This window comes from Thermogutta hypogea, assembly GCF_055386265.1.
On record NZ_AP042425.1, the window covers coordinates 2,526,498 to 2,550,419 of the forward strand.

The 23,922-nt window shown below is 62.1% G+C and carries 15 protein-coding genes; 4 read left to right on the forward strand and 11 right to left on the reverse strand.

What is annotated here, in order from left to right; all coding sequences use genetic code 11:
- Positions 1-56: 56 nt before the first annotated feature.
- From ACZ5B4_RS09125 to ACZ5B4_RS09145, 5 genes are all read right to left on the reverse strand, one after another.
- Entirely contained in the window at positions 57-545 is a 489-nt protein-coding gene (locus ACZ5B4_RS09125) for a hypothetical protein (protein WP_464910916.1), read from the reverse strand.
- Between the two features lie 120 nt (positions 546-665).
- Positions 666-1,406 carry a sulfite exporter TauE/SafE family protein gene (locus ACZ5B4_RS09130; protein ID WP_464910917.1) on the reverse strand — a complete coding sequence of 247 codons (741 nt, stop codon included), beginning with the start codon at positions 1,404-1,406 and terminating at the stop codon, positions 666-668.
- A gap of 17 nt (positions 1,407-1,423) precedes the next feature.
- Positions 1,424-2,683, reverse strand: a complete 1,260-nt coding sequence (locus tag ACZ5B4_RS09135) for a hypothetical protein (protein WP_464910918.1) — start codon at positions 2,681-2,683, stop codon at positions 1,424-1,426.
- 245 nt (positions 2,684-2,928) lie between these two features.
- Positions 2,929-3,273 carry a 50S ribosomal protein L21 gene (rplU, locus tag ACZ5B4_RS09140; RefSeq protein ID WP_464910919.1) on the reverse strand — a complete coding sequence of 115 codons (345 nt, stop codon included), beginning with the start codon at positions 3,271-3,273 and terminating at the stop codon, positions 2,929-2,931.
- A 409-nt stretch (positions 3,274-3,682) separates the two neighbouring features.
- Entirely contained in the window at positions 3,683-7,318 is a 3,636-nt protein-coding gene (locus tag ACZ5B4_RS09145) for a mechanosensitive ion channel domain-containing protein (protein ID WP_464910920.1), read from the reverse strand.
- Positions 7,319-7,608: 290 nt separating this feature from the next.
- Between ACZ5B4_RS09145 and ACZ5B4_RS09150 the strand changes: the two genes are divergently transcribed.
- The 3 genes from ACZ5B4_RS09150 to ACZ5B4_RS09160 all read left to right on the forward strand — a co-directional run bounded on the left by ACZ5B4_RS09150 (position 7,609) and on the right by ACZ5B4_RS09160 (position 11,133).
- Positions 7,609-9,102, forward strand: a complete 1,494-nt coding sequence (locus ACZ5B4_RS09150; protein WP_464910921.1) for an ABC transporter substrate-binding protein/permease — start codon at positions 7,609-7,611, stop codon at positions 9,100-9,102.
- Positions 9,102-9,845, forward strand: a complete 744-nt coding sequence (locus ACZ5B4_RS09155) for an amino acid ABC transporter ATP-binding protein (protein WP_464910922.1) — start codon at positions 9,102-9,104, stop codon at positions 9,843-9,845. Before ACZ5B4_RS09150 ends, ACZ5B4_RS09155 begins: the two co-directional genes overlap by 1 nt.
- A 94-nt stretch (positions 9,846-9,939) precedes the next feature.
- Positions 9,940-11,133, forward strand: coding sequence for a flavodoxin/ferredoxin-dependent (E)-4-hydroxy-3-methylbut-2-enyl-diphosphate synthase (locus ACZ5B4_RS09160; protein ID WP_464914012.1), 1,194 nt, complete (start codon positions 9,940-9,942; stop codon positions 11,131-11,133).
- Positions 11,134-11,787: 654 nt separating this feature from the next.
- Here the strand turns inward: ACZ5B4_RS09160 and ACZ5B4_RS09165 are convergent.
- From ACZ5B4_RS09165 to ACZ5B4_RS09175, 3 genes are all read right to left on the reverse strand, one after another.
- Positions 11,788-15,486 carry a LamG-like jellyroll fold domain-containing protein gene (locus tag ACZ5B4_RS09165; protein WP_464910923.1) on the reverse strand — a complete coding sequence of 1,233 codons (3,699 nt, stop codon included), beginning with the start codon at positions 15,484-15,486 and terminating at the stop codon, positions 11,788-11,790.
- A 138-nt stretch (positions 15,487-15,624) separates the two neighbouring features.
- The gene (locus tag ACZ5B4_RS09170) at positions 15,625-16,443 is read right to left on the reverse strand and encodes a PIG-L deacetylase family protein (RefSeq protein WP_464910924.1); all 819 of its coding nucleotides are present in this window, start codon (positions 16,441-16,443) and stop codon (positions 15,625-15,627) included.
- A gap of 100 nt (positions 16,444-16,543) precedes the next feature.
- Entirely contained in the window at positions 16,544-17,563 is a 1,020-nt protein-coding gene (locus ACZ5B4_RS09175; protein ID WP_464910925.1) for an SIS domain-containing protein, read from the reverse strand.
- A 454-nt stretch (positions 17,564-18,017) separates the two neighbouring features.
- Here ACZ5B4_RS09175 and ACZ5B4_RS09180 point away from each other — a divergent pair, with 454 nt between their 5' ends.
- Positions 18,018-19,295 carry a toxin-antitoxin system YwqK family antitoxin gene (locus ACZ5B4_RS09180; RefSeq protein ID WP_464910926.1) on the forward strand — a complete coding sequence of 426 codons (1,278 nt, stop codon included), beginning with the start codon at positions 18,018-18,020 and terminating at the stop codon, positions 19,293-19,295.
- Positions 19,296-19,322: 27 nt separating this feature from the next.
- Here the strand turns inward: ACZ5B4_RS09180 and ACZ5B4_RS09185 are convergent, their stop codons facing one another.
- Genes ACZ5B4_RS09185 through ACZ5B4_RS09195 form a run of 3 tightly spaced genes read right to left on the reverse strand, consistent with a single transcriptional unit; the run spans position 19,323 to position 23,848 of the window.
- Positions 19,323-21,815 carry a sulfatase-like hydrolase/transferase gene (locus ACZ5B4_RS09185; protein WP_464910927.1) on the reverse strand — a complete coding sequence of 831 codons (2,493 nt, stop codon included), beginning with the start codon at positions 21,813-21,815 and terminating at the stop codon, positions 19,323-19,325.
- A 44-nt stretch (positions 21,816-21,859) separates the two neighbouring features.
- Positions 21,860-22,918, reverse strand: coding sequence for a bifunctional heptose 7-phosphate kinase/heptose 1-phosphate adenyltransferase (locus ACZ5B4_RS09190; RefSeq protein ID WP_464910928.1), 1,059 nt, complete (start codon positions 22,916-22,918; stop codon positions 21,860-21,862).
- A 39-nt stretch (positions 22,919-22,957) separates the two neighbouring features.
- Positions 22,958-23,848 (reverse strand): sugar phosphate isomerase/epimerase family protein, encoded by an 891-nt coding sequence (locus tag ACZ5B4_RS09195; RefSeq protein ID WP_464910929.1) that lies wholly within the window; start codon positions 23,846-23,848, stop codon positions 22,958-22,960.
- Between the last annotated feature and the right edge of the window lie 74 nt (positions 23,849-23,922).

Here is a 23,922-nt window from a genome sequence, read left to right on the forward strand (position 1 = left end):
AGTTCGTCCGGGATTTTCTACGGCACCTCGCGAACAGGTAGTCGCATCGTGGACGCTTATTCGACGCGATCCTCCCTCCCGGTTCCGTTCTCGTCGAGAGAACGATCGCCGATCTTTTCGCCCTCGGATGGCAGCGCTTTGCTCCGCGGCTGTGCGGCGCTCTTCTCGTCGGCGCTGGTGCGCGACGAATGCGCAAGCTCGGGGGGCATCTCCGGCAGACTCACCCGAACCTCTTCGGGCGGAGCGTAAACGGGCCAATCGTTGCGGTCGTTGGTCTTGAACACGCGGTCCGGATTCAAGGCCCCGCCCTTCACGCGAACTCCCAACGGGCCGGCGTTTTCCGGAACGCAGGTCTCCGCGAGCGAGCGGGTCGCGTGTGATTCCCCGGACTCGACGGCGGAATTCCCCCGCTGCGTCGACCTCGCCTCGGCCGAGACCGTCGCGGGTTCGCGGTGAGGGGCACATCCGCCGCAAGACAGCCCCGCCAAGATGGCTGAAAAAATCCCAACCGTAACATGGATTTCGCGGATCAAGAATTCACCCATCCTCGCCCCAAAAATACCTTATCGGATTCCCGAAGTCACCCGCCGGGGGTCGATTGCCGTGTCCGCAATCCATCCAAGTGCTCCCGCCTCCGAGCGCGCGGCGGGCCGGCTTCCACGGATCTATCCCAGGAACAGCCATACCGCGGCCAGTCCCGCCAGGCAGAGGATCAGGGCATCGAAGATGCGTTGGGAAAAGCGATGGAAAGCCCATCGCCCAAGGACCACGCCGATCACGGTCATGGGAATGCCGTACATGGCAAAAGCCAGCGTTTCCGGCGTAATCATCCCCTCGATAGTATAAGGCACAACCTTGATGAGGTTCACCGTGAAGAAAAAAACGGCACATGTCCCCATGAAGCGGTCTTTAGGCAACTCTTGACTGAGCAGATAGAGGGTCATGACGGGGCCGGCCGCATTGCCCACCATCGTCCCGAACCCCGCCAAGATACCCACTCCCGACGTGAATGCCCAACCGTGCGGCACGCGATCGGAATTGAAACGGCGGCGCAGCAATTCGACGGCGAACATGATCGCCACGAGCATGCCCAACACCGGCCGGAGTTGATTCCCTTCGATCACGCGCAGAACGCCGAAACCGATTGCCAATCCGATGGAAACAGCCGGAAACAGACGCCACAAACGGGACCAAGAGGTGTATCGCCAATAGCACGCCACCGCCACGACGTCGCCGACCAAGAGGATCGGCAACATGGCGCCTACGGAAAGCTCGGCATTGTGCCGAAACGCCTGCGCCATCAAGGCCACGGCCAATACCGAAGTGCCGGGCATACCGGTCTTTGCAAAGCCCATGCAGATGGCGGCCAGCCCGCCGAAGATGTACAGCGTCCAACCCGGTGGCATGCGACCGCCCTATCGTCTCAACGGCCGGCCATGGCCTGAGCGAGAATTTGAGCGGTACTCTCACGCATAATCCGCGGGTCCACGGGACGATTCTCCCGGAGAGCGGCCCGAATCTCCTTTCCGGAAATCGAAACCGGTTTCTCGTTCGGGTGATGCTCCATCAAGTCGACCCGTCCCACCGATTCGTAATACGCCGCGAAACCCACGCACAACGGGCGAATCTTCAGTTCCCCTTTCAACCCCTCAAAGATGTGCTGGGCGTCGAAGTCTCCCCAAATAGGCGTGCCGTCGTGATAAGGCGCGTCGGCGTGCTTCCTGCCGATGATGATGTCGGTAAAACCGAAATTCTGCCGATAGATGGCGTGCATCACCGCCTCTTTCGGCCCGGCGTAGAACATCTTGATATCCAAGCCCAGTAGGATGACACGATCTGGGACCGACTCGTTGCGGGGCCCCCACAGCGACGGGTCGCTATCGCCGTCGCCCAAGGCACGCCGGGTGATCAGGGCTTCGTACGTTTGCATCCGCACCTCGGCCGGGACGTCGTCCCCCTTCGTCTCGCCGATGAGGGGATTCAGACAAGCGCCCGCGTTGTAACCCTGTCGTAAGAGCTGCTCCAGCCCGTAGACCAAGGCGTACTCGTGGGCTCGGTGCAGGGGATTCCTGGTTTGAAACGCCACCACGCGTTCCCAGCCCTTGCTCCGCAGCAGCTCGCGGACTTCGCTTGGTCGAAGGACGTATTTACCGAATCGGGGGTGCTTGGGTTGCGGCAACACCCAGATTTCCCCGCCGACCAAGTAGTCTTTGTCGGCATCCCCCTTCAGAACCATATCCCCACCCGGGTGATCGGTTCGCTCCGTAAGGTAGACCCTCGCCAGGTATTTCCGCTTGTCCCACGGAAAAACATCCGTCACTTTCAGAATGGCAACCGGGTCGCCGCCGTTCGGTGCTAGCGCCACCTCCTGGCCCGGGCGGATGCTCTCCGCCAGCTCCTTGGTAACGGGGAATGACAGCGGGATGGTCCAGGCGAACAGCTTACCCTGATAGTCAATGACCGACTCTTCGAGCACTCGGTCGTAGGCGTCCCGATCCATCGGACCGGTCAGCGGGCTAAGCGCCCCGTCGCCAAAACGATAAACGGTCGAAAGGTCGGCATCCGAAACCGGCAAACGCACCAATTGCTTGGCTCGGGCGAGAAATTCCTCACGCTGCTCTTCCGGAACAGTGCGGTTTACCGGCTCAGAAAGACCTCCGTGAACTTCGATCAGACCTGACATTCGCGACCTCAGAAACAATATTAAGATTGTAAACACACTGAACTAATGGACCAGCGATCCATTGTACCCGGCGCAGGCCGAAATTGCGAGGCGGCAGACCGCGCCCCTTGCCCGACGGCGCAATTCAGGAGGCGTCGGGCCCTACTATCGAGCTTGGAAACTGCGGGCAGGCAGCACAAATGACGTCGAGTCCAGCCCAGCCGGCAACGTCAAGCTGTTGCCCTGACCCATCGAGCCGGAGACGATCAGCCCGCGTGGATTTCTGCAATTTTCACCCGCAAATAGATCTGACGGTGGCCGCGACGGCGGCGATAGTTCTTGCGCCGCCGGAACTTCTGAATGTAGATCTTCGGCCCCATCGTCGTTTCCAAAACGTCGGCGGTGACCTCGGCTCCCTCCAAGGTCGGCTTGCCCAGACGCAAACCGTTGTCGTCTCGAACCGCAAGGACCCGCGTAAACCGAATCCTTCGCGGCGAAGCCTCGTCTCCGGCGGGGGTCACGGGTGATTCATCAGCACGATAGTCGATATCGAGGACCTGGCCCTCTTCGACCTTGTACTGCCGGCCGCCGTCTTCAATGATCGCATACATACACGAATCCTCAAAAGGCTTGTTCCAACCCCCAACGACAGGGCAAGCACCCACAGTCACTATTTTTCAAACCCACCACATCGTCCAAACCCACCACATCGCCGGTTCCCAGCCCGTGAATAACACCCCCTCCACGGGGCAGCGGACCCCGCCACCCGTCCCACAAAGCCGATGGATGGAAGCGATGATTGTCCGGAGGAACTTGAGAGAATCTTCATTTAACCCGGTCTGGGAGCACACTTCAAGGGCCATGCTTGAGCCAAGCCCCCAGTGACCGCCCTTTTTTCGCCTCTATCAGCCAGGCAATCACACAGATCACCTAAGGCTTGATGCGGTTCCCATGAGACTATGAGACTCGCGACCGTATGGAACGCCCGGTCGCCAAGCCGGTGCCGACGGCGGCCGCGCCCTAACCCTTACGGTCGTCTTCGTCGGTGAGTTTCTTTCCGTTTTCGCCGGCACCCTGGGATCCGTCATCCTTTGGCACAGCCTCCCTGCCGGCCTCACCTCCGGGAATGGTCGGATTCACCTGGTGCAAAAAGACCTCGCGGTGCGGGAAGGGAATCTGGATCCCCGCCTCCGCCAGCTTGTGCGCGGCCTGCGCGTGCAGCGAATTGATTGCCGGCAGGCGGTTTTCCAGACTGGGGAGGTAGGCAAAGAGCTTGAAGTTCAACGAGCTATCACCGAATCCCGCAAATAGGACGGCCGGCGGGATTTCCTTCGTAACGTAGGGATTCTCCTCCGCGACCCGGGTAAGTATTTCGATGACCCGTTCCGGATCCGTACCGTAGGCCACTCCGACCGCGACCTCTACTCGATTGACGGCGTCGGAAAGCGTCCAATTAAGGATGCGCCCGGTTATCAAATCCTTGTTCGGAACGATCAACTCCTTCCGTTCAAAATTGAGCAACGTGGTCGCCCGAATACGGATTCGCGACACGACTCCCGAGTACTCCCCCAGGGTCACGACGTCGCCGACCCGAATGGGGCGTTCAAACAGCAGGATCAGGCCGGAAACGAAATTGGCGAAGATTTCCTGCAAGCCGAACCCCAACCCCACCCCCACCGCTGCCACCAGCCATTGAACCTGGGACCATCCGATGCCTAGCTGACCGAACGCCCAAACGACGGCGATGATGGTCACGAGGTATCCCACCAACGTGTCGATGGCGTAGCGGAGACCGGTATCACCCCGAATCTTGGGCGGCAGGGCGATCTCCATCAGCCCGGGAATATTCCTCGCGGCGACGATGCCCGCCGCTAGGATCAACCCCGCCAGGAGTAAGTCTCCCAAGGTAATGGCCCGCAACACCGGCACATCCACCAGACCGGCGGTGCCGTCCGCGGCAGTGCGCGTTTGCTGGACTGCTCCGGCGATGTGCCACAACGTAACCTGCCGCAAGATGCCCAGGGCGGGCAACACATCGCCCCAAATCCACCCCAGGCTGATAATCGCGATCACGATTTGCACCGTGGAGAAGAGCTTTTGCGTTTGCAAACCAATCAACGTCAGGTCCGGTTCCGGTTCCGCCGGAATACTCAAAGGGCTGCCTTCCGCAACTTCCTGGGCGGCAGCGCCGGCGGCCGTTCGCCGCCAACGATCGAGCGCCAGTCTTCGTTTGCGGACCAAGGTCCAGCGCGAGAATAACCCGCCGATAACGCCCAGCCCGACCGGAACCAGCAGGGTGTTTCGCAATCGTTCGGCTAATTGAACGGCGGTGTAGTGATACCCTGCCAAGGAAGCCGCCGCCAAAGCCGCCAACGAGAGTACCGCAAAAGCGGAGAGTATGCCGCGGAAACGATAGAGCCACAGCGTCGGACTCGCCTCTCCCACCGCCTTCATGAATTTCCCGCGGGGGTGAAGAAGAAGCCCCGACATCACCGCATAAAGAAGCAAGAGAGCCGCGAACAACAGCCGTCCCGGGCCGTTCTGCCAACGCTCGTCGCCGGCGGCTTGCACGGCACGCCAAAGGAAGACCAAGATCGTCCCCGAGGGCACAAACCATTGTAGGCGCCGGTAGACGCACCGAGTCGCCGTCCCGGGCCAATCGAAATGAGCCTCGGCCAAACCGTGCTCGCGACAAAGGTGGCGCATCCAATCAAAAAGGTAGTAGAACAACGCCGCATAGCCCAAGCCGACCGCGGTCGGCCAGGCCGTCGCCACGACGAACGAGGGCGTGGCCAGCCGCCAAGCCAAGAACGACAACGGCAAGACCACCGGCAACGGCAGAAGGCAGGTAATGACCAGAGCCTTCCAAGTGGGGGAAAACCCTCGATAGGTGCTGCCGGCCGCCTGCTTTCCCGCCTCTTGCAAGCGGGCGCGCAGGGACCGGTATCCCAGGAGCAGCAACAGATAAGCGCACGCCGCCGCGCCCCACAGCCAAAGTCGGCCGACGGCGTCCGCCAGCAAGACGCCCAGCAAATCCTGCGCGGTGTCGGGCCCCAGCAACAACCGCACCACCCCCAGGGTCAAACGGAGCTGTTCCCAAAAACGCTCCGTGAAGGCCGGCGCGCTGCGAATCCATAAAATGTGCTCATCGATGAAAGAGGTGTACTCTCCGGCCCGGCGGATAATGCTCTGCTGAACGTTGTCCAGCTCGACGAGATCATCCAGGTAGTCTTGGTACAATCGCAACTGTTCTTCGATCAAGCGATATTGCTCTCGTACCAACTCGTCGATCAAAGGCCACCACCGCAAACGCAAATCGTAATCGGCGTCAGCCGGTATCCTGCTTCGCCACTCCTCAATGGTTTGTTCCAGCGGCGGCAGCGCGGCGTGATTTTCGCTCAATTCGATCGTCATCCACTGGATTCTGCGAATTTCCTCTTGCCGGTCGGCGATCTGTTTTCGCAGCGCCCTGAGGTCGGGGAGGGACGCCTTTTGGGCTTGCAGCCAGACGCCCAACGCGCCCGTCAACCCGACCTGCGCCATCCGCTCCTTGGCCGTATCGAACCGGCGACGAATGTCGTCCAGGGTGGCCCGGGCCGCGCTCAGTTGTTGCTCCGTTTTTTCCACGCGGGCGACCATGTCCCGAACATCGCTCGCCAACTCTCGATTTTTCAGCGCAGGGGCGCTCAATTGCGGCGGCAATTCCGAGAGGCGGTCCTGACTCTTGGTCAGCGTCTCTTCCGCGACTTCCTTGCGCCGCTTGGCCAACTCCTCCCTGAGGCGTCGCACCCACTCTTCCGCAGCGTTGAACTTTTGCGTCGCGACGCGTCTCCGCAGCGGCAACAAGGTCTCGTTGGCCCGATCGTAGAACAGCACCTCCTTCTGCCGCGCTTCGATCTCTGCGGTAGCGGACTCGATTTGAGCCTGGGCCAGCCGCCGTTGGGCCTGCATCAGCGCAGCGGGGCTGTCGGGAGCGGGCGGTTGGGCCAGTTGCTCGCGCGCCGCTTGGAGCCTTTTCTGAGCGGCCTCGATCAAGGCCGGCGTGTCGCGTTTCACGGCGGCGCGGCGCGGCCCCTCCGTTTCCAAAGCGTCGCGCGCGGCGCGGGCTTCCGCCAGGGCCGCCTCCGCGGTTTGCAACAGCGCTTCCATATCGGCGGGCGATGCCTCCGCCGGAATGCTTTGCGGCGGCGCGCCGGCCGCCGCCAACTCCGCCTCCCAACGCTCGATCTCGCGGGGAAGCTGATCCAGCTTGGCCTGAAAGCCAGCCGCCTGGGCGCGAAACTGGGCCGCCGCCTCCAATTCCTTCAGCGCCTGCTGGAGGACCTCCTCGGCCTGTAGCCGGGCCGTCTCCGGCAAAGACGGATCCGTCCGCACCGTCGCCAGAAGAGCATTCACACTCTCTACACTGAGGGCGGTCGGCGCCGTCGGGTCCGCCGACTCCTCCGGCGCGGGAGGCATGGGTAGCGGAAGGAGGGCCGGTTCCGCCGGATCATGCGGTCCCTTCTCCGTGCCGGTAGCACTCGGCGGCGGCTGCGCGGAGATCGCCGGTTCGGCGGCGGCCGAGCGCCGACCAAGCGGCACCATCAGCGTCGCCGACCAGAGAATCCAAAGCCAAACGGCGGTCCGTCCGAACTTGACGCCTACGCTGGCACGCATGGCACCTCGATTTCACGGAATTTGGCGACGAAGCCCCTTCGCCGAATCAGCGCGGCGATTTCCGTCGCTTTTGCCTCTCAACGCCGATTGATTATACCGCCGTGCGGCCTTCTCCCGAACGCCGAATCCGCCCCGCCGTCACGCTTGCGGTACGATTCGGCCCCAATGGGCGGGGGCAAGCGGTCCCGCCCGTCCTCGCGACGCAGAAGAAGAGAAACTATAATTCCCACGATTTTCGTCGCATTTCCCAAGCTGAGGTTCCCTTTCATCAGCAGTCGTGAGAGCCGAGCGTGGATCTCTTTCAACGTCGATTCTTCGGCCTTGCTTGTGCCGGCATGGTGTTCGTCGTCGCCTGGACCGGCTCCACCGTTCCGGCTAATGACGATCCTTTGCGATGGGCGGCCGATGCCGAGGGGGGCGCGCCGTACATTTTTTATGATCCGCAGGATCCCGGCCGCGTGGTCGGTTTCGAAGTGGATTTGGCCGAGGCGCTCGCGCAACGCCTCGGCCGGCGCATCCAATGGGTGCAATACGACTACGCCGGACTGGTCAGCGGCCTCCGGAGGGGCGACTTCGATTTCGCCATGAACGGCTTGGAAGTGACGCCGGACCGCGCCAGGGCGTTACGGCTTTCACGCCCGTACTATGTCTACACCCTGCAAACGGTGGTCCGCGCCGAAGAACGGCGTTTCTCTTCGCTCGAGGCTCTATTGGCCCTGAACGGCAGGGTGGGCACTCTCGAAGAGACGGCCGCCCAGCGACTGCTGGAAGAGATGGGGTTTCGCCCGGTACTTTACGGGAACCAAACCGAGCCTTATCTCGACCTGGAGATCGGGAGGCTTGACGCGGTCGTGATGGACCTGCCGATCGCCGTGTATTTCGCTCGGCCGAATCCGCGGCTCCGATTTCTCGGCGAGCCTTTCGGAAAGGGCTACTATGCCATCGCCTTTCGCAAGGAAGATGAGACCCTCGCAGCGGAGGTCGATCGCGCCCTGGCGGATCTGGCCGGCTCCGGAGTCTTGCGCCGCATCTACGAACGTTGGGGCCTTTGGAACTCCGCGCAAGAGGCGCTCGAATACTGGGACGCGACGGACGTGACGGCGGAGGCGGGACGAAACTGGACGCCCTCACGTTACGTGCCGCTTTTGCTGCAAGGCGCCGCTGTGACGGTGTTCTTGACGATCACCAGCATGGCCGCGGCGATCATCCTCGGCCTGCCCATCGCCCTATTGCGACTCTACGGTCCGCGGCCTCTCCGCTGGGCGGCCACCGCCTACATCGAGTTCTTTCGTGGGATCCCGGTCCTCCTCCTGCTGTTTTTCATTTACTACGGGCTGCCTTCCTTGGCCGAACAATGGGCCCTGCCTTGCTCCTTGCGGTTCAGTCCCTTTCAGGCCGCCGTGCTGGGGTTCGGGCTGAACTATGCCGCCTACGAAGCGGAGATTTACCGCTCGGGGATCGCATCCGTCGCGCACGGTCAATGGGAGGCGGCCGCATCGTTGGGTATGAGCCGCACGGTAACCTTTCGCCGGATCATCTTCCCTCAGGCCGTGCGTGTGATCCTCCCTCCCATGACCAACGACTTCATTGCGCTCTTCAAGGATACCAGCATCGTCAGCATCGTCGCCGTGGTAGAATTGACGAAGCAATATCAGATTCTGGCGAAATCGAGCCTAAAATATTTGGAGATAGGCGCCGCCACGGCGGCCTTGTATCTGGTCATGTCGGTTCCGCTCGGTTTGCTGGCCCGACGTTTGGAACGCCGATGGGGAAAGGGTCTTTGATGGCGACCGATTTGGACATCGAGATCCGCGGGCTGCAGAAGAACTTCGCGGGGCGTCCCGTTCTCTGCGGCCTGGACCTGCGCTTCACGGCGGGCGAAACCGTGGCCGTGATCGGCCCGAGCGGTGCCGGAAAGTCCACCTTTCTGCGATGTCTCAACGGCCTTTGCTATTTCGACGCCGGAGAAATCCGGGTGATGGGCCATCGCCTCCGCCCCGGCCCGCATCCCGCTCCTTTCGCGGTACTTCGCGAAGTCCGGCGGACGCTGGGGATGATTTTCCAAGATTTCCAGTTGTTCCCCCACTTCACGGCCATGCAAAACGTGATGGAAGCCCCGCGGCAGGTTCTCGGGCTGTCGGCTCGGCAGGCCGCCGAAAGGGCGGCGGCGTTGCTGGATCGCGTGGGCATGTCCCATCGCGCCCAGGCCTATCCGCGGGAACTGTCCGGCGGGGAAAAGCAACGTGTGGCGATCGCCCGGGCTTTGGCCATGGAACCCCGCGGACTGCTTTGCGACGAGATTACCAGCGCCCTCGATCCCGATTTGAAAGCGGAGGTTCTAGCGGTCCTTGAAGACCTGCGAAACGACGGCATGACCTTGATTTTGGTGACTCACGAACTGACGTTTGCCCGCCGAGCGGCCGATCGCGTCATCGTGCTCCAAAACGGCCGGGTCGCGGAAGACGGGCCGCCGATCGAAGTCCTCGGCGGCGGCCGCCGGTCCGTGGCCGCGTCCACGGCCCATTGAGTCTCATGGCGAGTCTCATGGCGAACCGGATACCCTCGGTGAAGACACCGCTACGTTGATCCTGATTCATCTTCACACGTTCATCTTCACACGCATGAACATCGACCTGAACCCCACGCCTCTCAATTCGCTTCAAAACAGGAAACGCACGCGGACCGTCCGCATCGGCTCCGTCCGCATCGGTCGCGGCCACCCCATTGCCGTCCAAAGCATGTGCGCTACAAGAACGCAGGATGTCGCCGCCACGGCGGCCCAAGCTGAGATGCTGCGAGAGGCCGGCGCAGCGGTGGTCCGGATCGCGGTGGACAGCGAGGCCGACGCGCAGGCTCTGGCCGATATCCGCCAACGGACGACCGCGTCTTTGACCGTCGATTTGCAGGAGAATTATCGGCTGGTGGTTCGCGTGGCGCCGCTGGTGCAAAAGGTGCGCTACAATCCCGGTCATCTTTATCATCATCAAAAGGAAGTTTCCTGGCAGGACAAGGTGCGATTCATTGCGGAGGCGGCCGCCCGACACGGCTGCGCGCTGCGGGTGGGCGTCAACTGCGGCTCGATCGATCCCGCCCTTCAGGAGAAATTCCCGCCGCATGACAAGCTCTCTCCCATGCTGGAGTCGGCGTTGCTGCACTGCGAGCTGCTGGATCGCTTGGGCTTCGATCAGTACTGCGTCTCGCTGAAGGATTCCGATCCGGCCAAGGTGGTGGAAATCAATCGTCGTTTCTCGGCGCAGCGGCCCGACGTGCCTTTGCACCTGGGCGTCACCGAAGCCGGCATGCCGCCGGAGGGCATCCTCAAGACGCGCACGGCCTTGTTGCCCCTCCTTGCCGAGGGCATCGGCGACACTCTTCGCGTATCGTTGACTTTGCCCAATCCTCGAAAACACGAAGAGGTGACGGCCGGGCTGGAAATCGTTCGCGACGCGGCGGCCGGACGCATCACCGCAGAGCCTTGGACGCCGGGACGACTCAACATCATCAGTTGCCCCAGTTGTTCGCGGGTGGAGAACGGGGCCTTCGTGGAGTTGGCCGAGCAAGTCCGGGAAATGACGCGGTATGCCGCCCACGCCGACGTTACGATCGCCGTGATGGGCTGTCGCGTCAATGGTCCGGGCGAGACGGATTCCGCCGACCTCGGTTTGTGGTGCGGTCCGCGCTACGTCAATCTGAAGCGCGGCTCCGAGACGCTGGGGAGCTTCACCTACGATGAGATTCTGCCGCGTCTGAAACAGGAATTGGACGCCATCCTGATGCACCGCGAGGCGGAAGGCGGCTCTCGGCCCGCCGGTTAGCCGTCGACCGAGGCCCGCGCTTGGTTTTCCCTCAGCCCCCGGTCCCGGAAAGAGGCACTTTCGGCTTAAGAAGCGACAGGGCCGCCGCACTCCCTGTGCGACGGCCCTTTCTCGTCATTGTTCACTCGCGGGCTTGACCCGACCGTCTTGATCCCATCCGTGGGGCGAGACGGTGGGAAGAAAGCCGTAGCAACCCGATCAGCACTTCTTCTTGGTTGCTTTCTTAGCGGCCTTCTTCGTGGTTGCGGCCTTCTTGGTCGCAGCGCCTTTGGCAGCCTTCTTTGCCACGGTTTGAACCTCCGTCCATTGGCTTCACGGTGAGACGGCTTCGACCACCGAAGCCGATTCAACGGGCCACCTCACCTCACCGTGTTTCGTCCCCAATCCTTCCGACTCGTTTTGCGCGGACGCCGTTCTCGTTTCAAGCCGCCGATTTCCAAGATGTTCCCGGCTTCCGTCAAAACGTTGCAACCGTGTTTTTGCGGCAACGATGCATCAACCGTCTTCCCGACTTCGCGGCATCTTGCCGCCGATAATCGTGCGCCGCCGAAACTCCCCGAGAATCACTGCAAGCAGCACTTTCATCGATTCAATAAAGTTATATCGGCGGCGCGAAAAATTTCAATCGCAAAAAGCCCCTTCAATGAAGATTTCCTATCGCGGTCGCTCGGCCTCTGCGCGAAGGCCGAGCTTCGGATCACGGACATCGCCGCTTTCCGCTGCGTCATCTACGGGTCCCGGGCGAACCATCCTTAAGGCCGTCTTGATCCGCGGGCGAATCGCCAACCAATCCACGCCTTGGAATTCGGGGTCGGGTATCTCGCGTATCTCCTCCTCGCCGCGATACGGCGTCATCGCATCGACCCAAGCTATGATCCGCAAGAGGCTGACCTCATCCACCTTGATGCCGTAATGGCGTCCGCTCGCGCAGAGTTCGACCAACGGGCTGTTGTACGAGAGAGCCGTCATCGGAGCCGGCGTGCGGTAAGCTTCCGGGTCGGTTGTGGCGTAACCCTCGACGATCAAAGGATTGGCAATGCCGAAGCCCGCCGGAATGACCTCCGGCTTGGAATACGGTTGCCCCCACGTGGGTCGGCCGATCAGCAGAAAATACGGCTCGGCGAATCCGAGGAACCCCGGTCGAGGAGTCAAGTCGAGCACGGCCGTCGCTTCGCCCTGGCCTTGATGACACGTGCCGCAATAGCGGTCCAAGACCGGCTGCACATACCGCGGATAGCTGACGGTGCGGTCTTCCCAAGGCGGCGGGGTGATCGTTCGCGGCGTCGCTCGCAAAGCCAAGCCGCCTTCGTCCGGCATCGGCGCGCGGCTGTGCGACTCATGACAACCCAAGCAACCCCGGCTCTCACCCGGCATGACGTTCGCGAAACTGCGCATGGTTTGCAGCGCGCGTTGCCGTTCATCCAGGAGTTGAAAGTGCAGCGGGATGCCGGAGGGCGCATAGAACGCCGCCGAGCCGTCCTCCTCCAAGGGAACGGTGCCCAGCAGCCGCTTCACCCCGTCGGATTGCAGCGCCGAAACGACCGGGCCGGTCGAAATATACGGCCTTTGGTGCCAATAGGTATAGGTTTTATGGTCGATGGTCCAGACCCTCAGGAATTTGGCGCGGCCGCGAAGCTCCGGCGGTGCATTTTGGTAAACGTTGCCTGTGTAGATAATTCCGTCCGATGGATGCTCTTTCGTCTCGCGAGTCGGCCACTTGACCTGGTCGGGTAGAACCTGCGGCCGCCTGCGCGGGCGGAGCGGCATCGCGTACCAAATGTTATGCGTCCCCTCATAGATCAGCTCGCGGTTGCCGTCCACGTCCATAAGATAGAGAACGAATTTCCCTTCTCGTTCTGCGGATACCAAAAACAGACGCTCGGAAAGCGGATAAGGCGAATAATAGGCCCGGTAGCGACCGTACGATTCATAGTTCTCCGATTCGCCCGGGTCGATCGGTCCGTTTCCCGATTCCGGCCAAGGCAATTCCCGCGTCACCTTAGTCAAACCGTGGGGGAAGTTGAAGCCGCGGTCCGGATCGACGATCCCCACCGCGCCGGAGAACCAATCGTGGTGCGCACTGCCGGTAAACATGACGCGGCGGCTGCCGGGAATGACTCGGGCGTCTTTGAGCAGGTCCGGCCACACGCTCTGGTTGCCCCAAAACACCTGCGTCTGGGTACCGTCCGGGCGAACGGTCCACAGACTTTGGGCGCGCCACAGCGGCTTATCCGTGTACTCCCATCGCGTGTAGAGGACGCGGCCGTCGGGCATCACGCTGGGCAAATAGTCGGGTTCGTTGTTGGCGGAAATCAAATAGATGTTTCGGCCGTCGCGATCGCATCGGGCAAGAATGAAGGCGTTGGTCGGCGGCATGCACCGCACATACGTGTTGCCCCGCGTCGTGGTGAACAGAATGTGCTCTCCGTCCGGCAGGTAGATGGGATCCAAATCGTCGTACGGACCGTCGGTCAACTGCCGACAAACGCCGCCCTCCGCTGCGACTTCGAAGATGTGGAAGGACTTTTCGTTGTGCGGTTTGAAGCAGAAGAGCACATTTCGGCCGTCGTAATCCACGTCCGGACGCCAGAACGAGCCGTGCAAAGGGGCTTGGGGGGCCAGTTGCCGCAACTTGCCGTCCGGTCCCAGCCCTTCCAGCACCAAGAGCCGACCGCCCGGCACCGCCATATAACCCAGGCGATGCCGCGTTTCATGCCGCCATTCCGAACCTTGCGGGAAGGGTTGGTCGATGAAGACGAGGCGGTCGAAGTCCACGGCGGGGTCCAGGAACATCAACTCTCGTTTCCATCGCCGCAGACGGAAATACAAGTCCGGTCGCTCTCCGGTTTCGGGAAGTTCCGACACCAGAGCATCGATTTCGCGGCGGCAAACCTCGATTCGCGACCGTTTTTCTTCGTAGCCTAATGCGGAGAGCGCAGCCGCCGTCCGTTCCGCCAAGCGCCGCGTCCGCTCCGCCTCGTGCCGAATCCGACCCGCCGCGGCCGCACCTCCCACCTGATGCAACCAGTCCCGCTCCAAAACCGCTTGAGCCTCCGCCGCCGTGAGGCTTCGCGTCTCCGGTGTCTGCGGGGGCACGTACGGCGCCACGGCCTCTTGGAGCCGCGGTCGGTAGCGAATCTCGGGACCGGCCCTCAGAATGAATTCCACCCAGGCCGGCGAATCGTCCGGCGTATGCCTGTCGACCAAGTCTTGATAGCCGCGGCCGACTTCGTCGATGTGCCTCCAGTATTCCCGCTCCGCATCGGTCGTGCGACGCCATTGCTCCTCGGTAAGGGGACGATACTCGACCAAAAGGGCGTACACGCGATCCGCCGCCTGTCGCCAAGACTTTTCGGCCGAGGGCAGGACGCAGGATGCCGGCGGTTGTTCCGTGTAACGGCTCAGGGCCTCCACCTCCTGCGGAAAATCGGCCTGAAAGCAACGGATCAACAGCGCGGTCGCATCGGCGGTAATCGCATCCTGAGCGTTTTCCGACCGCTGCCGCACGCCCGAGAGGGTCTCCAAGAATGTCCCTTCGCGGCGATAGACCGCGGTCACCCATCGGGCGGCCTCCTCCTGCCGAGCCAAGATGATCTGCAATCCTTTACGGTGCAGCGCCGCGATTTCCTCAGCCTCTAAAGCCCGATCGTAGATGCGGAGGTCGTCCAGCCGGCCCTGAAAATTCTCACCGCCGTTGAGCGAACCGATGCATCCCGGGGCATCGCCGCCGGACGTGATCGTTCCCGCCCGCTCCAATTCGCTGATCTTGCGGCCGTCGAGATAGACGCGCATCACGCGACCGTCGAACGTGGCCGCGCAGTGGTGCCAGCGGCCGTCCATCACCTCGGCGGTCCGGATCGGGGCGTCGCACTCCACATAACCGCCGATGTTCAGCCCCAAGGAGAGAATGGTGCCATCGTTTTGGAAGGAAAAGAGCAGCCGCCGGTCGCCGTCCTCCTTGCGAAAGATCTCGCGATAGCCGCGGAGATCGGTCGGCATCACCCACGCCGAAAACGCGATCGCCGTGGCGAGCCGATGCGGCATTGGGCCGACGGTGGCGATCCGATGATCCCCCTCCAAGTGCAGGGCCGTGCCGAATAGTCCGTCAACGAGGCGGACGCCCGCGCTCCGGTCGCCCGTGCATTCGGCATGCCAACCGCCTCGCCCCGAATCGCGGCAGACGAACGCACTGCCGTCGTCAAAGGTCCAATGAAAGAGCGGGGCATCAAGGCAAACCGCCTGACCGGGCCCGTCCGCGGACGGCTTGCCGAGAAGCGAGGTTTCCTCGCACCGACCCGCGCTGCCGACCACGGCCGCCGCCAGCAGAACCGTCCATCCCCAAGACCGCCGCATGAGCGCCCTCCCCTCTTATTGAGGCATTCGGCAACGGAGTAACCAGTGGGTTCCCATGGAGAGCCTCGGGCCGAAGCCGGGCCCCGGCTTACCAGGCCCGGCACGGCCGCCGCAGCGCGATCTGTTTCTTCGCTCGACTCAAAACAGGTCGGCGTACTTCTCCGGTGAATAGAAGTTGAACTCCACTTCCCGGATATATTCGACCGCCCCGGTGCGACGTTGGACCTCCACCAGGGTCTCGATCTGCTCCTGGCTCGAAAAAGCGCGAATCGCGCCTAATTTGCGTTCCAAGAATTCGGGCGGCGCCGAAATCCGAATCTGCGGCGGCGAAAGGAAATCGCAATACGTCGCATACTCGTAGACCCGCGGAACCTGGGCGATGGGCGGACCGAGCTCCGGCCAAATATTACCCTGGGCGTGAAAAAGACTAATCAGCGCTTCCTCATAGACGATGCGATGATCGGGGTGCAGATCCGTGGGAGTGGGCAGGAACACCCGGGTAGGGCGAAGACGGCGAATCACGTACGGAAAGGCGTTTTGCAGGCCGCTGGCCCCTTCCAACTCCGTCGGATCGCCGATTGTGGTGAAATGCCGGCCGCGGTACGGATTCAAATTGCAATCGGGAAAACCGAGAAACTCCAATTGCTCCAAGGGGAGGCCGAGAATCCGATAGGCTTCGCGCGACTCGTCCGCCCGAATGCGGGTGATGGTACGGCGTTGCGGCAGCCGGCAGTAACCCATCCGGCCGTCGGTCGTTATGACCACATGGGCGGCCACACCTTCGGCCAGGGCGGCCTGAAGCGTAATACCGGCACCGATCACGACATCGTCGTCATGCGGCGACACGAAGAGCCAAGTCTCGCGTCCCTCCTCCCACGGGGAGAACACGTCCGCGACCTCGTCGCCGTGGCGAGGCCCTTCCGCCGTCCGCTTGCTATAAATGATGCCGCCTGCCATACAAGACCGCCTTCTCCGAAACCTCCCATCGCCGAGTCGTCGACATCTTGCCCGCGCCTTGTCATCTTCGGCGAGCCGTCCGGCCGGAAGCCCGTTGTCGTCAACCGGGGAAAACGTTGCCGATCTTTCGCGCCCTCTCCGCCTTGTCCAGATTGATTCCCAACGCCACGCCGACCTCCACCAGCAAATTCCAACCGGCCAATAACTGCAAGATGGTGTCGTAACCGGATAGCTTAGGGATGCGAATGGTGGGGAAAGGCGTCTCCTCGGCGGAAACGGCGATCACCGTCATCCCCACGCCCTCCGCCAGCACCTCTCGAAATTTCTCCATCTCCGCTGGAAAGGGATCGATGAGTACGACGACCTCTTCCGGGCGCATGACCTCCTCGATCCCGTGCACGGCGTAGGTGCCTTCGAGATAATCGCTTTTCTTGTGGGTAATCTCGTTGGTCTTGAGCGTCAATTCCTCCGCCACGCCGGTATTGCGGCCCGCGAAGTAAATGATCGGGGCCGCCGCCACGCGATCGATCAGCTTGCCGTCCAAGGGCATCTCCAAAACCATCCGGGCGGCATCGCTCGCGGACTCCCTCTGAGCCATCAAGGGAGAATCGGTTTCCGTTTCGGCCAACATGGCCCGGTAGAACAGGGCCTGCTCGACGACGCTTTTCGTGGCGGCCACCGCGTTTTCCGACCCGCACGTCAGATAGAAGCAACGAACGGCGACTTCCTCCAACTTCACCCCTCGGTGGGCGGTCAACCCAAATCGCCGCTCATGGCCTTCCTCGGCCAACTGCGAAAAGAGCGCGATGACCTCTTTGGTGCGCCCGCTGTTACTGGCGCCGAACACGGCGAAACGGCTCAGCTCGTATTCCTGGGCTTGACGCGCCCCTTCCGTCACGATCTGCCAAGGACTTCCCAGTTTGAGATTCTCGTAAATGGTGTTCTTGGCGGGAAAGATTCGGCTGGACCCCTCGCCCGTCAACAGTAACCGACGCGCGGCGTGTACTTCCACCGCCGCCTCTTGCGCCGGAGCCGGATCGAACCTACGAATCACATCCGGCGTCTCCATCATCTCTTGAACTAGGGCGAATTCCTTATATCGCGAATCTCGTAAATTCATCGGTCCCTCCAACCTTCATCTCCCGGAGCCGGCGACGTGCGCTCTTCGATTCCGCCGATCTCCCGCCGACACGATCAGGATTTACCGTTCTCCCATGCATCTTGCCTCGCTCTCCGTCTCCTCGGCGACATTCAGCTCGTACTGAGTATAAGAGACCGGCCGTCAGCCAACAACACGCCGCCGCCGTGAATCGGAGAAGCGTGCGTTCTCACGGGCACGCAACGACGGCAGTCGCCCTCCGCCGTCCTCCCAAGGTGCCGACAACCACCTCCCCACCTCTCCCAAAACGGGTGCTTCCGGCAGATGCGTCCCTCTTCAGCGTGATTGGACCGGGGCTGTCCAACCGGCCACGATAAACTCGGTAGGGAGCGTGGGGGAAGTCGATCCCGCATCCCATGCAGCCGGTTGTACTTTCGCGTATTGGGGCACACTCATGAAGGAGGAGGGCGTCAACATGAGCAATTCGAGAACACCACGCATCAATCAATCGGGCCGCGACCCCGCCGTCGCACTGCGGAAATGCGGAGGAATGCGGCGACCGGGCATCACGCAAGCTCTCCGTTCGTGGGCGACCGGCGCAATCGTCGTCTTTGCCGCGGGGACGGGCGCGACCGGCCGCTGTTCGGAGCTCGCGACACTCGCCTATTCCGCCGATGCCTCGCCGCATGTTCGCAGCTTACCCGTGTCCCAACCTTACGGCCGATCGCCGGCCCAAGAACCGAGCTGGATTCGCATCACGTCCATGCAAATCCAATTCACGGTATTTACGCTTCCGATCAAGGACCGGAGTATCCCGATCCGCCCCCAAATGGTCACCCCCACGGTTGCCATCGAGACATTGGCGAGCCGAGTCGACACGACGCTCAAGTTCGTGCAGGCCGGGCTGAGCGGAAAACCGATGGTGGCCACTCAACCGTTGGTGTTCGTCTTCGCCGATTCGGACGCCGGAGACTCCGCCGCCCCCATCCTCGTCGTATCTTTCTTTCGGGGATATCTCCACGGCCCCCTCTGGCTTCTCAATCCGGAAACCGGCAATCCGTTGTATTTCGGGGAATACGAAAAGGGCATGCGATCCGGCCGTTTCCTGGTCTACCATCCCGAGGGTTTGGAAGGGCCGCAATTCTACGGCGAGTACAAGAACAATCGCAAGCACGGCGTTTTCCTGGTATTTGAGGCCGGCCGCCCGGTTTATGCCGCCTTATATCAAGCCGATGCGCCCCAGGGCGAATGGTTGGTGGAATGGTCGGGGAACGGGGAGCCGCAACTCATTGCCGCCGCCGCTCTGCCTCCGGAACAAGTGGAAATCTTACGGCGATGGCAACGCAAGACCAACTGGGCCGACAGCTTGATCCAAAACTCCGAGCCGCCGATCAAGCAGCTTGTGGTGCAGGTCTTCCGCAAAATCGACCTCGAAATCAAACGCGTTCTCGCAGCCTCCTTCAGCGTCGCGGCGCGCCAAAGAATCCTGAATCGTTACGAGCAGCTCGCGGCGGCGCAAAAGGCCTTTCACGCCACGGTCTTGGAAAGGGCCTCCGCGGGAACCGGGGGCTCCGCGATTTACGGCAGCATTGCAGCCGAGGCCCGCGTTCAATTGGCAAATGCAGCCATGCGCAATATGAACGCGGCCTTCGGTGCTTTGTCCGTGAGCATGGAAGCTCTCACCAATCAATTTCGGCAATCGGTGTTGATCGTGATTCGCGAGACGTATGTGCTGCTACAGGAGGATGTGTAGCGTAGCCCCCCCGAGACGTCCGAAGGTTTACTCTCCGGCAGGCTCCAAGTCGCTCAGCGTTAGACGCAGGAAGTCGATCTGCTGATACGGATGGGCCTGTCCCGTCTCGAACAGCAGGCAGATGGTCCCATCTTCCAGGACCGCCAAGTCGCTGTAAGCGGCGGGGGCGCGGGAAATCACCCGGGCGTAAGGCCAGGTTTTTCCTTCATCGTAGCTGACGCGGAGGGTCATGTTCGCCCGACCCGGCCCGCCCGGTCCGCTATGCAAGAGGACCTGCGGCTGTTCGGAAAACCCGATCATCGCCGCTTGGCAGACGGGACAATAGACCGACTCATTCCAAGTCGGTTCGGACCAAGTTTCCCCGCCGTCCGCGCTAACGGCGAAGGCCCGGCAATTCCTGCCGAGGTAATTTCGCATGGTCAGTAGCAGACGCCCGTTCTTCAGCTCCGCCGCCTGACACTCGTTCATACCCCAGGCCGTCGGTTCGCCGCGGCGAAAAGTCTTGCCGCCGTCATCGCTGTAAAACATGTGCGAACGGCCACGTTGCTTCCAATCCCCTTCTCCTCCGCGCACGCGGTGATCGCAAGGAAAGACCAACCTCCCGGCATGCGGTCCGAACCGCAACTGGATCCCATGGCCCGGCCCGGTGGCATACCAATCCCAATCCTCGGCCTTGACGTCGGCCGTGATCTCCCGCGGCGTAGTCCAAGTCAGGCCGTCGTCTTGCGTAGAGGTCACGAAGACGCGATCGTTATTGCGGCAAAACGCCAACCACAACGTACCGGTTCGGGCATCCAGGACCGGGCAGGGGTTGCCGATCGTGATCGGCGCATCCCCGCCCTCCTCGTAAATCAGCGTCGGTTCGCTCCACGTTCGTCCTCCGTCCACCGAACGGCGGAGCAAGAGATCGATATCTCCGTCATCTCGGGCGCTGCTCTTGCGGCCCTCGCAGAAGGCCAACAAAGCCCCCGTGGACCCCACCGCCAAGGCCGGAATCCGATAGGTATGGTATCCGCCCTCACCGGAGCGAAAGAGCGTGGTCGCTTCGGGGATCGGTTGCTCGCGGGGCTTCCAGGGAACGTCGCGCGACGCCGCGATATGCCGTTCCAGCAACTCTTGCATGAGCCGCAGCTCGTCGGGCCGGCGGTCGCTCAAATCCGTCGTTTCCCGCGGATCCGACGCCAAGTCGTACAATTCGTCGCGCGGCGGGCGATCCTTGGGCGGCAAAGGTCGAACCAGCTTCCAATTTCCGCGGCGGGCGGCCCAGATCCAGCGTCCTTCTTCCAATCGCACCCAGAACAAATTCCGCGGAGGAGTCTCCTCCCTCTCGCCGGCCAAGATCGACAATAAGCCGACGCCGTCCACGTCCGGCGGTTGGGGAATCCCCGCCGCGTCCAGGACCGTGGCAAACAGGTCCATCGTGACGGCCACGGCGCTGCTCTGCGTCCCCGCGGCGATCTTGCCGGGCCAACGGGCGATCATGGGCACACGGATGCCGCCCTCGTACATGGTGCCCTTGCCGTCGCGATACGGTCCGTTGTTTGCGCCGACGTTGAGTTGCCCCCCGTTGTCGCTCGTGAAAAGAACGAGCGTGGTCTCCTCCAGCCCCAATTCCCGGAGCGTGTTCAAGACCCGACCGATCCCCGCATCCAAATGTTCGATCTTGGCCGCCAATGCGGCGCGCCGGACCGGCACGTCGGGATGCCGCTGCCGATAGGCGGCCAGAGCTTCCGCGGGAGGTTGGATGGGGACATGGGGAGCATTGTAGGCAAGGTACAAGAAGAACGGCTTGCGCGACGATCCCCGCTCGCGTGCCGCCCAAGTCCGCAGGTAATCGCACGCCCAATCACTGAAAAGATCGCTCGCATGACCGACAGGATCGATGACCTGCCCGTTTTGCCGCATGTAGTTCAGTCCGTGGCGGCGATGCGTCCAATAATCATCCATCATGTCGCCCAGAAAGCCGTGAAAGAATTCGAATCCTCGGGCGTTGGGATGATCGGCAGGAGTCAAACCGAGATGCCATTTTCCGATCAGCGCCGTGGCGTAGCCGCGGCGAGCTAGAAACACCGGCAGAAGCTGAGCCTCGGGAGCCAAGCTGCCCCAAGAGTTCCGCGGATGCGTGCGGATGACGCCGGGCACGCCGACGCTTTCGGGATAACGGCCGGTCAACAAGGCGGCCCGCGTGGGTGAACACACCGGGCAGTTCGCGTAGAAATTGGTCAACCGCATTCCGCCGGCCGCCAGCCGATCGAGATTCGGCGTATCCAGATCGGCGGCTCCAAAGCAGCTCAAATCGCCCCAACCCTGGTCGTCCGTCAAGATCAAAAGGATGTTGGGAGGAGGTTCCTCGCCGCGACCGAATTCAGCCCTTCCCAGGCCCATTCCGATCGCCGAGAGCGTACAGAGCAGCGGCACCGCCACCGTTCTCAGTAACCGGCTTCTGAACATTCTGCCGCCGTCCGCAATCCGCGGGGTGCGACATGACGCCGCCGGAGACGACATTCCCGGTAATCGCATGGGTGCCTCCTCTTGGCTTTTAAGAAAACGGGGATGGTAGGCGCTTAACCGCCCGCCTGCGATGCGCGCCAAAGCTCCAAACTCGGTGCGAGTTCCTCCGGCCGGGCGGTTCCCGTCGTTGCCAACTGCCGGACGGTGATCGAGGCCGCCAAGTTTCCCAACAGGGCGGCCTCCGGCAGGGAAGCCCCGCAAGCCAAGGCGGCGACCGCCGCGGCGGTGGCGCTGTCGCCCGCACCCGTTGGGTCCACCGGCCCCGGCACCGGAACGCCTGGGACCCAGGTCGGCTCCGGATCGCTGACCAACATCCCGGCGGCGCCTAACGTCACCACCACCGGTGCGGCGTTGGCCTCTCGCAAATCGTGGAGCGCCGGCAGCAGCGTCTGCCAAGGCGGCTCCGCCGCTTCATCCATGGGAGCACGCCCTAGTAGTTCGTGCTGATTGCACTTGGCGATCAGACCGTGAAATCGGCGAATCCTTCGGCGACTATCGACCCAAAAAACGACGCTCGGCCAGATCGCCGCGCGTTCCGTCAAAAAGCGCCGCATCTCAGCCGTGACGACGCCGCAATCCTCCTCTCCGACCTGATCCAGCACGACTAGGGCATCGAGGGTCGGAAGAAGATAGTCCACGGACTGCGCAATCCGCCGCACAACCTCCTCCGGCAGCGGTTCGCGGTTCTTGTGATCGTAGCGCGAGTGCTCGCCTTGGAGCGTAGGATCACCGGCATCCCGAGGTTTGGTATAGGTGGGCGTCATGCGATCCGGAACGACATGCAAATGGCGCGTCGAGCATCGCAGAGCCGTCAAGTCTTTCCGAAGATCGTAGGCCTCGCCGTCGTCGCCCGTGAATCCGACGGCTTCGATCACGCCCACTCCCAGGGCCGACAAATTGCAGACGACCGTTCCGGCCGCCCCCGGGCTGTGTCGGACTCGAACTACTTGATGCGCCGGCTTGCCCGTCTCGACGCTGATTTCTTGCAGGCCGGGATCGACATCGAGGTACTTATCCAGGAAGAAATCGCCCAGCACGCCGATGCGGAGGTCGGAAAACCGTCCCAGCCACTCCCGCAATTGCGCTTCTTCGAAACCGCCGAATCGCCGCATATTTTTCCCCAAGATCGGCCGGCCGCGCCGAACAAGGCATCAACTCGCAACCTTGGCTCGGGCTGCGGCAATCATCCGCCGCCAGACCTCCTTTTGCTCCCGCAAGGCGGCAACGCGATCCGGCGGTTCCGTACGGCACTCCAAAAGAATCCAGCCCGCGTAGTCCATGCCCACCAACAGATTCATCAATTCCTGGTAGGGGTAGTCGCCCAGATTCAACTCGCGAACATGGACCGTATCCGCCAGTCGATCCTTGACCAGATTGAAGTTGTACTCCAATCCCTCGCCCTGCAAGTCCTCGGCATTCGAGTTCCAGCAGACCCCGACGTTCGGATGCGTCGCCGTGTCCATGATCTTCTTCATGATCGGCAGCGGGGCGCATCCGCCGTGGACCTCGAGCCGAATCTTCTGCCCGTAATCCGCGGCGAAGGCCGCCACCTCGTTGAGGGCCTCGCCGATTTGCGCAATCGTTTTCTCGGGGGGAACGTTTTTCGGCAAGTCGTTGGGCTTGACTTTCACGCCCAGGCCGCCCACGTCGTGACTCAACTTGATGAACGCTTTCGTATCCTCGATCGACTTTCGCAAGACGGCGGGATCGGGATGATGATAATCCTGGTTGCTTCCCAGGCCGACCAATACCACGGGACTATCCGCGAATCGCTTGCGGACCTCGGCCCGTTCATCGGCCGAAAGATTCGGTTCGACTTTGTGCGCGTGCTGCGTCCGCAACTCCACGCCCTCGATGCCGGTCTTCTCGCAGTTGGCGATCAACGTGGGCAAGTCCCAATCGCGCCCCCAGAGGTAAGTCACCAGCCCCAGCCGCATCTTTTCCCCCGGCGCTCCCCAGGCCGTGCGTCCGGCAGTGAGCGCTGCACATGAAGCGAGTCCCGTGGTCACCAAAAAGGTGCGGCGTGAACATTGGCGGATCATGAGATTCTCCTGCAAGGAACTTTCGCGCAGCATACCGCGGCTGCCATATCCGACGACGGTTCCCAACCGGCGGC

Coding starts and splice junctions, on each gene's coding strand:
- ACZ5B4_RS09190 (WP_464910928.1), bottom strand. CDS start 22,918: ATGCGGCGATTCGGCGGTTTCGAAGAAGCGCAATTGCGGGAGTGGCTG.
- ACZ5B4_RS09175 (WP_464910925.1), bottom strand. CDS start 17,563: ATGAATTTACGAGATTCGCGATATAAGGAATTCGCCCTAGTTCAAGAG.
- rplU (WP_464910919.1), bottom strand. CDS start 3,273: ATGTATGCGATCATTGAAGACGGCGGCCGGCAGTACAAGGTCGAAGAG.
- ACZ5B4_RS09160 (WP_464914012.1), top strand. CDS start 9,940: ATGAACATCGACCTGAACCCCACGCCTCTCAATTCGCTTCAAAACAGG.
- ACZ5B4_RS09170 (WP_464910924.1), bottom strand. CDS start 16,443: ATGGCAGGCGGCATCATTTATAGCAAGCGGACGGCGGAAGGGCCTCGC.
- ACZ5B4_RS09180 (WP_464910926.1), top strand. CDS start 18,018: ATGAGCAATTCGAGAACACCACGCATCAATCAATCGGGCCGCGACCCC.
- ACZ5B4_RS09135 (WP_464910918.1), bottom strand. CDS start 2,683: ATGTCAGGTCTGATCGAAGTTCACGGAGGTCTTTCTGAGCCGGTAAAC.
- ACZ5B4_RS09125 (WP_464910916.1), bottom strand. CDS start 545: ATGGGTGAATTCTTGATCCGCGAAATCCATGTTACGGTTGGGATTTTT.
- ACZ5B4_RS09185 (WP_464910927.1), bottom strand. CDS start 21,815: ATGCGATTACCGGGAATGTCGTCTCCGGCGGCGTCATGTCGCACCCCG.
- ACZ5B4_RS09130 (WP_464910917.1), bottom strand. CDS start 1,406: ATGCCACCGGGTTGGACGCTGTACATCTTCGGCGGGCTGGCCGCCATC.
- ACZ5B4_RS09155 (WP_464910922.1), top strand. CDS start 9,102: ATGGCGACCGATTTGGACATCGAGATCCGCGGGCTGCAGAAGAACTTC.
- ACZ5B4_RS09145 (WP_464910920.1), bottom strand. CDS start 7,318: ATGCGTGCCAGCGTAGGCGTCAAGTTCGGACGGACCGCCGTTTGGCTT.
- ACZ5B4_RS09165 (WP_464910923.1), bottom strand. CDS start 15,486: ATGCGGCGGTCTTGGGGATGGACGGTTCTGCTGGCGGCGGCCGTGGTC.
- ACZ5B4_RS09195 (WP_464910929.1), bottom strand. CDS start 23,848: ATGATCCGCCAATGTTCACGCCGCACCTTTTTGGTGACCACGGGACTC.